The following is an 11,905-nucleotide window of genomic DNA, read 5'->3' on the forward strand; positions in this document are numbered from 1 at the left end:
CAATGATACGGGTGGAGGACGGCATGACAGCACAACCGGTTCTGGAGGTCCGGCGCGTCACCAAGCATTTCGGTGCGGTGAAGGCGTTGACCGAGGTGAATTTCCAGCTGGAGCGGGGAGAAATCCACGCGCTCTGCGGCGAAAACGGCGCCGGCAAATCCACGCTGATGAACATCATTGCCGGTGTGCTGCAGCCGAACGAGGGCGAGATCCTCGTTGACGGAGCACCTGTCAAAATAGGCTCTCCGGCGATCGCCCAGACGCTCGGGATCGGCCTCGTCCACCAGGAGATCGCGCTCTGCCCGGACGCGACGGTGGCAGAAAACATGTTCATGGCCGCCACCAATCGCCGCCGCTCGCCGCTGATGAATTACGGCGCGCTTGAGCGCGAGGCGCAAGGTGTGATGAACCGGCTGGCACCGATCGACGTCCGCCGGAAGGTCGCCGACCTCGGCATTTCCAGCCAGCAACTCGTCGAGATCGCCAAGGCGCTGACGCTCGACTGCCGCGTGCTGATCCTCGACGAACCGACGGCGGCGCTGACGGAAGCGGAAGCCCAGGCGCTGTTCGGCATCGTCCGCGATCTCAAGGCCGCGGGCATTTCGATCATCTATATCAGCCACCGCATGGCGGAGATCTTTTCGCTCTGCGATCGGGTCACCGTGTTTCGTGATGGTCGCCATGTGGTCACCGAGAAGATTGCGGACGTCACGCCTGATGACGTCGTGCGCCGCATGGTCGGCCGCGAGATCAGCCAGCTCTATCCGCCGAAACAGGCGCCGGAAGCGCGCTCGGGCGAACCCATCCTTTCGGTCCGCAACTTGAGCGACGGCGACCGCATCGACAGTGTTTCCTTCGATCTGAAGCGCGGCGAAATCCTCGGCATCGGCGGCCTGATCGGTTCGGGGCGCACCGAAATCGCCGAAGCGATCTGTGGTCTGCGGGCGAAATCGACGGGCGAGGTCGCTCTGCGCGGAAAGCCGCAGCGCATCGCCAATTACCGCGACGCGGTCAACGCCGGCATCGTCTACCTCTCCGAGGATCGCAAGGGCTCAGGCGTCTTCATCGACCTGTCGATCGCGCAGAATATTTCGGTCCTCGATCTGAAGACGCTGACAGGCCCGCTCGGATTGCTGAATTCCAGGGCAGAAGCCGATCTGGCGCGTGATTATGTCCGGCGCCTTGGCGTGCGCATGGGCGGCATCGACATGCCGGTGTCGTCGCTCTCGGGCGGCAACCAGCAGAAGGTGGCGATCGCCAAGCAGCTGGCCGTTCGCCCGCAGGTCATCCTGATGGACGAACCGACGCGCGGCATCGACGTCGGCGCGAAATCCGAGATCCACCGGCTGCTGCGCGAGCTCGCCGAAGCCGGCATCGGCATCGTCGTGATCTCGTCGGAACTGCCGGAACTGCTCGGGCTCTGCGACCGGGTGCTGGTCGTGCGCGAGGGGGCGATCGCCGGCGAGCTCGATGACACGGAAATGAGCGAGGAGGCGGTGATCCGCCTGGCGTCCGGCGTGACGCCGACGGATCTGATCGCGACGGGCAGGACAGCGAATGTCGCCTGAAAGAACGGAAAGAGCCGGGGAGGCGGAAATGGCAGTTGATACGATGGTTGCAACCGAGAGGCAGGCGCCGGCCTGGAAACGCATTGGCACGATGCGCGAAGCCGGGCTGATCGCGATCATCCTGGCGCTTGGGCTCGTCATGAGCTTCGCCTCGCCGCATTTTCTCACCTTCGGCAACATGCGCGCCATGCTGATGAGCTTTTCGGTCGAAGGCATCGTCGTCGTCGGCATGACGATCCTCTTGATCGTCGGCGGCATCGACCTTGCCGTCGGCTCGGTGGTCTGCTTCGCCATGGTGCTTGCCGGCTCGCTGTTTCTCGCCGGCGTCGATCCCTGGACGGCCTCCCTGGTCGGCATCCTCGCAAGCAGCATGATCGGCATGATCATGGGCTTTTTCGTCACCATCGTCGGCCTCAACCACTTCATCACGTCGCTGGCGGCGATGGTGATCGTGCGCGGTCTCTGCCTGGTCATCACCAAGGGCACCCCTCTGTCACTGTTCACGCTGCCGGCCTCGTTCAAGGCCGTGGGGCAGGGCACCTTCCATGGTGTCCCCTATGTCATCCTGATCTTCGTCGCCGTCGTCATCCTCTTCGATTTCCTGCTCCGTCGGGCAACCGCCTTCCGCAAGGTGTTCTATACCGGTAGCAACGAGAAGGCGGCGCTCTACTCTGGCATCAAGACCAAGCAGGTGAAGTTCTGGGTGACGGTGCTCTGCTCGACGCTCGCCGGTGTCGCCGGCGTCATCTACATGTCGCGCTTCGGAGCCGCGACGCCGACCTTCGGCGTCGGCATGGAGCTCAACATCATTGCGGCGGCCGTCATCGGCGGCGCCTCGCTCAACGGCGGCTCGGGCACGATCCTCGGCGCCATTCTCGGCATCGCGCTGCTTTCGGTCGTCACCAGTTCGTTGATCCTGCTCGACGTGTCCGTCTATTGGCAGGACATGATCAAAGGCTGCATTCTCTTAGCTGCCGTTTCCATCGACCACTTGCTGCACAAGCGGAAGGCCGTCTGAACATGCCGATTGCCAAATCCACGCTGTCCCCGGTTTCGAATGCGCGCGAAGAACTTGTCGTCGCAAGGCAGATGCACCAGGCGCTCGTCCTGCATTTCCTCGAAGGGCTGACCCAGTCGCAGATCGCCGACCGGCTCGGCATTTCGCAGCCGACCGTCAACCGGCTGATCAAGCGCGGCCGCCAGCTCGGCCTGGTCGAGATCAAGATCAAATCGCCGATCGAGCCGCTGGTCGACATGGAAGAGCAGCTGCTGGCGATCGGCGGCATCCGCCGTGCGATCGTCGTGCCCACTGTCTCCGACAACCAGCAGACCGCCCTTCAGGCGGTCGGCGAGGCGGCGGCGCGTCTGCTGCTCGAAGAGATCGGCGATGGTGACACCATCTGCATCACCGGCGGCAAGGGCGTCAGCGCCGTCGTCGCCGGGTTGCAGGCACCGCGCCGCTTCGATGTCGAGGTCATCCCGGCGACCGGCTGCGTCCAGGGCAAGCACTATACCGACGTCAACCACGTCTCGACGCTGATGGCCGACCGGCTCGGCGGCCGCTCGTTCCAGATCCATGCGCCGCTCTTTGCCGACAGCGCCGCCGAGCGGGCGATGCTGATCAATATGCGCGCGGTGGCCGATGTTTTCGGAAGGGCGCGCGAGGCGAAGGTCGCGGTGGTCGGCATCGGCTCGATCCTGTCGGACGATTCGAGTTACTACGACCTGCATCCGTCATCGAGCACCGACCGGGCGGCGATCGAACGCTCCGGCGCAAGCTGCGAACTGCTCGCCCATCTGCTCGATGATGAGGGCCGAGTCTGCGACTACAGCCTCAACCGTTCGCTGGTGTCGCTGACGCTTGAGGAGTTTGCCTCGATCCCGACGAAGATCGGCGTGGCGAGTGGGCCGAACAAGGCGGGACCGATCCTCAGCGTCATGCGCGGGCGGCATCTCGACACACTGGTGACGGACGAAGCGACCGGTGAGCGTGTGCTCGCCATGGCAAGCGAAAAGGGACTTCTGGCATGAGTGGGGAACAGTTGATGCGCGAGATCGGCCGATCGGGTGTGAAGGCTTCGGCCGTCGGGCTCGGCACCTGGGCGATCGGCGGCTGGATGTGGGGCGGCACCGACGAGCAGGAATCGATCGCCGCGATCCAGGCCTCGCTCGACGCCGGCGTGACGCTGATTGATACGGCGCCCGCCTACGGCCTTGGGCGTTCGGAAGAAATCGTCGGCAAGGCGCTTGCCGGCCGACGCGACAAGGCGATCGTCGCCACCAAATGCGGGCTCGTCTGGCACACGGACAAGGGACGACACTTCTTCGACCAGGACGGCAAGCCGGTGCATCGCTACCTCGGCCGCGACGCCATCCGCCATGAGGTCGAGCAGAGCCTGAAGCGGCTCGGCACCGATTATATCGACCTCTACATCACCCACTGGCAGGACCCGACGACGCCGATTGAGGAAACCATGGCCGCCCTCGAAGAGCTGCGCCAGGCGGGCAAGATCAGGGCGATCGGCGCCAGCAATGTCGGCCGCGGCGAACTGGAACAATACATCGCGATCGGCGGGCTTGATGCGATCCAGGAACGCTTCAGCATGATCGATCGCGTGATCGAAGCCGATCTTTTGCCACTGACGAGGCGCAACGGCGTCGCGACGCTCAGCTATTCCTCGCTGGCGCTCGGTCTTCTTTCGGGCGGCATCGGGCCGGAGCGCGTCTTCTCGGGCGACGACCAGCGGCGCGATAATCCACGTTTCTCCGTCGGCAATCGCGAGAAGGTCGCAGCCTTTGCCAAGTCGATCCGGTCGATCGCCGAGAAACATGGCGCGACGATTGCCCAGATCGTGATTGCCTGGACGCTGGCACAGGAGGGCGTGACCTTCGCGCTCTGCGGTGCACGCAATCCGGGCCAGGCGCTCGACAATGCCCGAGCGGGTACGATCCGGCTCGACGAAGAAGACCTTAAGGGAATCGACGCGGCGATCGCGGCGAAGCTCGTCAACATGGACAGGTAACGGGCTGGCATCATGAACCGTGAAGAGATTTTCAACGGGCTCGTAGAGAGCCCGAAGGTGGACGTGTGCGTCCTCGGCGGCGGCATCAACGGCCTCAGCGTCTTTCGAGAGCTGGCGCTGCAAGGGATAAACGTGCTGCTCGTCGAGAAGCACGACTACTGTTCGGGCGCCAGTGCTGCGCTGTCGCGCATGGTGCATGGCGGCCTTCGCTATCTCGAAAACGGCGAGTTCAGCCTGGTGCGGGAATCGCTCGTCGAGCGTGACCGGTTGCTCAAGAACGCGCCGCATTACGTGGCGCCGCTTCCAACGACGGTGCCGATCTTCGATATTTTTTCCGGTCTCGCCAACGGGGCCGTGCGGTTTATGGGGCTGACCCGCCGTCCGAGCCGTCGCGGCGCCGTTGCGGTCAAGCTGGGCCTCGGCATCTATGATTTCCTGACGCGCAAGCGGGCCCTGATGCCGAAGCACGCCTTTCGAGGCCGGCGCGCGACGCTTGCCCGTTGGCCGGCGCTCAATCCCGACATCAAGAGTTCTGCCACCTACTACGACGCCTGGGTCAGCCAGCCGGAGCGTCTCGGTCTCGAGCTCCTGAAGGACGGACTTGCTGCCGGCCCACATGCCCATGCGCTCAACTATGCCGAACTGGTCCTTGCGGCGCCCGGGCGATACGAGCTGAAGGACGGTGTCAGCGGCGCGGTCGTTACGATCGAGCCCACCCTTATCATCAACGCCACTGGCGGCTGGATCGATATCGCCAACGGAGCGCTGTTTCCCTCGACGTCAAAGCCGGCGCCGCTGATGGGCGGCACCAAGGGATCGCATCTCATCATCGACAACCCGGCGCTGATGGAAGCGCTCGACGGCCATATGATCTATTATGAGAACGAGGATGGCCGCATCTGCATCCTCTTTCCCTATCTCGGCAAGGTGCTGGTGGGCTCGACCGATATCCGCGTCGACGACCCGGAAACGGTGCGCTGCGAACCGGACGAGCGTGACTACATCCTGCAGTCGCTCGCCTGGGTTCTGCCTGATATCAAGATCCGGCGGGAGGAGGTGGTCTTCCAGTTCTCGGGCGTGCGGCCGCTGCCGGCAAGCGAGGACAGTTTTACCGGACGCATCCCGCGCGACCATTTCTGCACCTTCGTCGAAGCAGTCGACGATGGCCCGCCGGTGCTGTGCATGATCGGCGGCAAGTGGACGACCTTCCGCTCCTTCGGCGAAATGGCGGCAGATCTCACATTGGAGCGTCTGGGCCGGGCGCGCCGTGTCAGTACCGGCGAACGCGCCATTGGCGGCGGGCGGCAGTATCCGTCCGATCGCGATACATGGATCGACGACGTCGCGGCATCCACCGGACTTTCGCGCGAGCGCATGCGCACGCTGTTTACGCGTTATGGAACGGGCTCGAGGCAGATCGCCGATTTCATCGCTGGCGGTGCCGATCACGCCTTGCCATATCCGGATTACTCCGCGCGGGAGCTGCAGTTCCTGGTCCGCAACGAGGCCGTCGAGCATCTCGACGATCTCCTGCTGCGCCGCACGACGCTGGCGATATCTGGCGAACTCTCGCTCGACATGGCCGACGCCGCACTCGCCTTGCTCGCGAGCGAAAAACACTGGTCGTTGCCCCTCGCCGATCACGAGCGCAAACGCTTTCTCACCCTCCTCGCCGAGCGCCATGGCGTCGACGAGGAAACCCTCTCCGCACGGAACGAACAAAGGAGTGCATTATGCGAAACAACAGCAAGGTCCGGATGAACCGTCTTTTCGGTGGTGGACGTTGCCTCGATGTCGCGATCGATCACGGCGTCTGCAATGAACCGTCCTTCCTCAATGGTCTCGAAGACATGTCCGCCGTGGTGAAGGCTCTGGTTGCGGCGGCACCGGACGCGATCCAGATGAACTATGGCCAGGCTGACCTCTTGCAGGACGTGCCCGGCAAGGACAAGCCGGCGCTCGTCATGCGTCTCGACATGGGCAACCCCTATAACCGCATCCGCCACCGGCACATGTGGGCGGTGCTGCAGAACGAGGCCGAGCCGCTGATCGGCGCGCTGGCGATGGACGCCGCCTGCGTCGTCGTCAACCTGTTCATGCTGCCGGACGAGCCCGATCTCTTCCGCCAATGCGTCGCCAATATCTCGCGGGTGCGGGCCGATTGCGACAAATACGGCATGCCGCTGATGATCGAGCCCCTGGTCATGCAGCCGGTGACCGAACAGGGCGGTTACATGGTCGATGGCGATGCCGAGAAGATCGTGACCCTGACCCGGCTTGCGCGCGAGATGGGAGCCGATATCGTCAAGGCGGACCCGACCACCAACGCGGAAGATTTCCACAGGGTCGTCGAGGCGGCGCGCTGCCCGGTCCTGGTGCGCGGCGGCGGCAAAGAAGATCTGCGCAACGTCTTTGCCAAATCGGCGGCCTTGATGCGCCAGGGCGCAATGGGCATGGTCTATGGCCGCAACATCTACCAGCACGCCAATCCGAGCGCCGTCGTGCGCGGGCTGATGGCGATCATCCATGAGGATGCGGGCGGCGAAGAAGCTTACGCGCTCTATCAGCGCGGCTGAGAAGCGCTGGGACGGCATCGCGCCTCAGGGCGCGACGCCTCTTGTGACAGGGTGGAGCGCGTCGCCGTGGAGGACAGCGGCGACGTCTCGGTCGAACGGATTTAGAACCTTGGGAGGGGTTCGCGCATGGGAGAGTATCTGCTCGGGATCGACGCCGGGAACACCGTGATCAAGGCGGTTCTATTTGACCGAGAGGGCAACGAGATCGCGATGGCCGCTGAGGAAGGGCATAGCCAGGTTCCGACGCCCGGCCATGTCGAGCGAGGGCTCGGTGAGCTCTGGAGCCACGCAAAGGTGGTGATCCGCGCCTGTATCGAGCGTGCCGGTATCCGTGCTGATGAGATCGCTGCGATCGGCTGCGCCGGGCATGGCAACGGCCTCTATGCGCTCGATCGTAGCGGCGCGCCTTTGATCGGCATCCAGTCGCTCGATACCCGCGCAGCCGGCCTCGTGGAGGAATGGCAAGCCGAAGGCGTCGGCCAGCGCACCTATCCGATCGCCGGGCAGCGGCCCTGGCCATCGCAGACGCCGACGCTGCTTGCCTGGCTGAAACGCTTTCGCCCGGACCTCTTCGCTAAGATCGGCACGGTGTTTCTTTGCAAGGACTTCGTCGTCAATCGCCTGACCGGTGCCCGCGTCAGCGACGTCTCCGACATGAGTGGAGCGGGGCTGCTCGACGTCGCCGGGCGACGTTATGACGATGGGCTGATGAAGGCCTATGGCCTTCACGACTGCATGGATCTGTTGCCCGATCTCGCCGAAAGCGACGCGATCGTTGGAAGGGTGAGTGAAGAGGCAGCCGTGCAAACGGGACTGGCGGCCGGTACGCCTGTTGTCGGCGGCCTCTTCGACGTCGTCGCCTCGGCGATAGGATCCGGCGTGACAAAGACCGGAGCGGCCTCGATCATTGCCGGTACCTGGAGCATCAACCAGGTCATCATCGAAAAGCCGGACCTCAGCAATCCGATCTTCATGTTCTCGACCTTCGATCGAAACCGCTACATGGCGATCGAGGCGAGCGCGACGTCTGCCGCCAATCTCGAATGGCTGGTACGGGAACTGTTTCCACACGACGGCAAGGACGGCCGCTCACCCTTCGATCTGTGCTGCCAATTGGCGGCCGAGGTCGCGCCTGCGGCGAACGATCCGCTCTACCACCCGTTTCTCTATGGAGCGCAGCAGGATGGCAACGCGCGGGCGGGTTTCTACGGTGTCGCCGGCTGGCACACCAAGGGCCATCTGGTCCGTGCCGTGCTCGAAGGCGTCGCCTTCGGACATCGGCAGCACATCGCGACGATGCGAGCTGCAGGCGCGGGTTTCGACGAGGCGGTGCTCTCAGGCGGCGGATCGCGCAGCCTGATCTGGCCGCAGATCTTTGCGGATGTGCTTGATGTGCCGGTGACGGTCGCGCGTTCGCGCGAGACCGGCGCGCTTGGTGCTGCGATCACCGCGGGTGCCGGCATCGGTCTCTTTGCGGACATTTCCGCCGGAGCTGCGGCGATGGTGCAAACCGACCGCCACTACCGACCGAATGCCGCGCTCGGTGCACACTATGACCGGCGCTTCGCGATCTACGGTGAGATCGCCGCCGCCATGGCGCCGATCTGGCGCCGGCTGGCGACATCAGAGCCGTTGGCGAGGGAAGCGGCGGAGTGATCCGATTTCGGCGTGACGCCCTGCCGTTTGCCGGGCCTGCAACGGCAGGCCCCCTTTCGGGAAGGTCGTCGGCTTAGCAGGGCGCCGCTGCGAACCGGCGGCCCCGTCAGAAGCGCATGTTGATACCGGCCTTGATGACGTGGCTGTTGATGTCCTTTTCACTGGAGCCTGAAACGGTGCTGGTGCGGACATCGGGCGTCATGATGTAGTTGTACTCAAGCTTGGCCGACAGGCCGCCTGCGAAGGCTTGCTCGATGCCGGCGCCAACGAGATAACCGCCCTTGAAGCCGACGTCGTTGCGAACATCGCCGCCTTTCTTGTAGTTGGTCATCGCATAGCCGGCTGTGCCGTAGACGAGCGTCTGGTCGAAGGTGAGGCCGGCCTTCGCCTTGATCGCACCGCGCCATTTTTCCTTGAGCTTGCCACCATTGACCTTGTGCTCCGTGTCGCCGAGGTAGGAGCCCTCGATCTCGGCACCGACGATGCCCGGGCCCGCCTGCATGTTGTAGCCGGCCTGGACGCCGAGCGCGACGCCATTGCGATCGGCGAAGGGATTGGGGCTGCCGCTGAAGCCGAGGCCACCATGCGCACCGACATAGGCGCCGCTCCAGCTGAATGCTGGCGGATCCTGATAATCGGGCACGGAGAAGTCGGTCGCCTGGGACTGCTGGACGCCGAGGAAGGTTAGCAGGGTGAGACTGGACCAGATCGAAAACTTGCTGGATTGCCGCATGATATTGCTCCGTGGATTGGATTAGGGCGCCCTTCGCGGCGCTTTCGCTCTTCCAATTCGCGTCTCGTGCCGGGTAGCGTGGTCGCGAAGCTTGGAAGATGCGCATCCTTTGTCGGCTCCACGGATTGCGCCAACATTGCACAAATTACCTAAGCTGCTGATTTCGTTATTAATTGTCTATTAATCATGTTGGGAGCCGCGCGATCTGTATCATGCCGCGGGCAAGGTGATGCGGAAGCAGGCGCCGCCGGCGGGTTCATCGACAACGGAAATGTGGCCCTTATGCCGACCGACGATTTCGCTGACCAGATGCAGGCCGAGGCCGGCGCCGTGGTCGCGTGGCTGCAGGCGATGGAACGGCTCGAAGATGCGTTCACGCTCGCGTTCGGGAATGCCGGGGCCTTCATCGGTGACCTCGATCACGCCGCCGCGTTCGACGCGGATGGTGATGAGACCACCGGCATGCTCGATGGCATTGCGCACCAGATTGGTGACCGCCCGCTCAATGGCGCCGGCATCGCCGCGCGCAACGACACGCTCGACGTCCGAGGCGAAGGAGAGTTCGCAGCCGGCCGAAAGCGCGAGCGGCGCGAGGTCGGCGGCGACGTCACGGCACAGCGACACTAGGTCGAGCGTGGAAAAGTCCGCGCCATCGCGATCGATCCGCTCAAGGTCCAGCAGCTGTTCCGCAAGCCCCGCGATGCGATTGGAATCGATCAACAGGCGGTTTCTGAGCGGCCCGGCGTCCATGCTTTCCAGCCGCGTCTGCAGGATGGCGACCGGAGTCCTCAGTTCATGCGCCGCATCCAGAATGAAGCGCTGTCGCCGTTCGTACCCCTCGTCGAGTCGCTGCAGCGCGCCATTGAATGCCTCGACCAGCGGACGCACTTCGCCGGGAACCCGATGATCGGACAAGCGGGCGCCGCGGCGATCGACGTCGATCTTCTTGGCCTGATCGACCATATCGGCGAGGCCGGCAAAGGCACGCCTGACGATGATCGGGATGGCAAGGGCCGGGATCAGCACGACAATGAGCACGATCGGCAGCAGCACCAGGTTTGCCAGCAGGAAAACCGCGAAGGACGCGCTCCACAACCGGCCGCCGCCGGCGAGCACCGTGTAGGTTCCGCTTTCCGTGGTCACCGAGCGCACGATCGACGAGAGCGTGTAGGGCTCGACGCTGTCTCGGATATCGCCAAAGGCGATCCGATCCAGATGTTCGCCAATGCCGCGATAGGCGTCCGGCACGGGGCCGCTGCGGATCATGTCGCCGCGTTCGTTTCTCGCGACGAACCAGAAATCAGGAGACTCGGCCCGCATGGCAAGCAATTGCGGTGTCTCGACCAGCGACAATCCACCTGTGGGATCCGACCGGATCGCGCCGGCTGCGACCGAAGCTGCGTCGGCATCGAGGAACTTTCCGCCAAGATCGGCGCGCGTCAGCAATGCCATGAGGCCGGCGACGACCGCCATCAACAGGAGCACCTGAAAGGTGAGGATCTGCCAGATCAGGCGCTTCTTCAACGAGTTGACGGATGACGTGCTCATGGCGAAGGCCTCAACAGATAACCAACGCCGCGGATGCTGTGGATCTCCACGCCGGCGCCGGTGTCGGCAAGCTTCCGGCGTAGTCGCGAGACATGCGCGTCGAGCGAGTTGGATTGGATCTCGTCATCGTAGCCGTAGACAGACTCCTCCAAGGTCGAGCGCTGCACCGTGCGGCCCTGCCGCCGCGCCAGCGTTTCCAGTACCAGCAGTTCGCGACGGGGCAGGTCAAGCAACTGGCCGTTCACCTGCGCCTGCCTGCCGTCGAAATCGAAGACGAGTTTGCCGATGCGCGCCGTCATGGGGGCGATATCCGGCGAACGCCGCATGAGGGCGCGGATCCGCGCCAACAGTTCTTCCACGGCAAAGGGCTTGGCGAGGTAGTCGTCGGCGCCCATGTCGAGGCCACGGACACGCTCGTCGACCGCGCCACGCGCGGTCAGAACGATCACGGGAATTCCGGATTTCAGCGCACGGACGCGCGGGATCAGTGACAGCCCGTCGCCATCGGGCAATTGGCGATCGAGGATGATGCCGTCATGCACGTGATTGGCGAGCGCCGCCAATGCATGGTCGAGCGTTGGCGCATGATCCAGGATCATGTCGTAGCGACCGAGCGCGGCGCTGAGCGCCGCCGCCATTTCCAGCTCGTCCTCGACAAGGAGCAGGCGCATTGAATTCTCCGAATACGATAGATGGTGCCTCACGTCTGGTCGACGAGGATTGCAGCAACGTTGCGGCGCATGGGTGCGCGGGCGTGTGCCGGTTCTAGCGGGACACGCAATGGCACGGCAATGCAGCCTC

The 11,905-nt window shown here is 64.0% G+C and carries 10 protein-coding genes; 7 read left to right on the plus strand and 3 right to left on the minus strand.

What is annotated here, in order from left to right; all coding sequences use genetic code 11:
• Positions 1-23: 23 nt before the first annotated feature.
• The 7 genes from ACTJKM_RS09915 to ACTJKM_RS09945 all read left to right on the plus strand — a co-directional run bounded on the left by ACTJKM_RS09915 (position 24) and on the right by ACTJKM_RS09945 (position 8,823).
• Positions 24-1,568 carry a sugar ABC transporter ATP-binding protein gene (locus ACTJKM_RS09915; RefSeq protein ID WP_440660279.1) on the plus strand — a complete coding sequence of 515 codons (1,545 nt, stop codon included), beginning with the start codon at positions 24-26 and terminating at the stop codon, positions 1,566-1,568.
• 28 nt (positions 1,569-1,596) lie between these two features.
• Positions 1,597-2,586, plus strand: coding sequence for an ABC transporter permease (locus tag ACTJKM_RS09920; protein ID WP_440635677.1), 990 nt, complete (start codon positions 1,597-1,599; stop codon positions 2,584-2,586).
• Between the two features lie 2 nt (positions 2,587-2,588).
• A complete protein-coding gene (locus ACTJKM_RS09925) occupies positions 2,589-3,599 on the plus strand; it encodes a sugar-binding transcriptional regulator (RefSeq protein WP_058322903.1) in 1,011 nt (336 codons plus the stop codon).
• The gene (locus ACTJKM_RS09930) at positions 3,596-4,591 is read left to right on the plus strand and encodes an aldo/keto reductase (protein WP_440660280.1); all 996 of its coding nucleotides are present in this window, start codon (positions 3,596-3,598) and stop codon (positions 4,589-4,591) included. Before ACTJKM_RS09925 ends, ACTJKM_RS09930 begins: the two co-directional genes overlap by 4 nt.
• 12 nt (positions 4,592-4,603) lie before the next feature.
• Positions 4,604-6,352 (plus strand): glycerol-3-phosphate dehydrogenase/oxidase, encoded by a 1,749-nt coding sequence (locus tag ACTJKM_RS09935; protein ID WP_057251795.1) that lies wholly within the window; start codon positions 4,604-4,606, stop codon positions 6,350-6,352.
• Complete coding sequence (locus ACTJKM_RS09940; protein ID WP_057251794.1) at positions 6,325-7,167, plus strand: class I fructose-bisphosphate aldolase; 843 nt, start codon at positions 6,325-6,327, stop codon at positions 7,165-7,167. Before ACTJKM_RS09935 ends, ACTJKM_RS09940 begins: the two co-directional genes overlap by 28 nt.
• A gap of 126 nt (positions 7,168-7,293) precedes the next feature.
• Positions 7,294-8,823 (plus strand): FGGY-family carbohydrate kinase, encoded by a 1,530-nt coding sequence (locus tag ACTJKM_RS09945; protein ID WP_057251793.1) that lies wholly within the window; start codon positions 7,294-7,296, stop codon positions 8,821-8,823.
• A 106-nt stretch (positions 8,824-8,929) separates the two neighbouring features.
• Here ACTJKM_RS09945 and ACTJKM_RS09950 read toward each other — a convergent pair whose 3' ends face one another.
• The 3 genes from ACTJKM_RS09950 to ACTJKM_RS09960 form a co-directional block, all read right to left on the minus strand.
• Positions 8,930-9,556 (minus strand): outer membrane protein, encoded by a 627-nt coding sequence (locus tag ACTJKM_RS09950; protein ID WP_057251792.1) that lies wholly within the window; start codon positions 9,554-9,556, stop codon positions 8,930-8,932.
• Between the two features lie 210 nt (positions 9,557-9,766).
• Entirely contained in the window at positions 9,767-11,104 is a 1,338-nt protein-coding gene (locus tag ACTJKM_RS09955) for a sensor histidine kinase (protein WP_440660282.1), read from the minus strand.
• Positions 11,101-11,775, minus strand: coding sequence for a response regulator transcription factor (locus ACTJKM_RS09960; protein ID WP_057251790.1), 675 nt, complete (start codon positions 11,773-11,775; stop codon positions 11,101-11,103). Before ACTJKM_RS09960 ends, ACTJKM_RS09955 begins: the two co-directional genes overlap by 4 nt.
• Positions 11,776-11,905: the final 130 nt, after the last annotated feature.

The sequence above is a fragment of the Ensifer sp. 22460 genome (assembly GCF_052044935.1).
In the GTDB taxonomy this organism is placed as follows: domain Bacteria; phylum Pseudomonadota; class Alphaproteobacteria; order Rhizobiales; family Rhizobiaceae; genus Ensifer.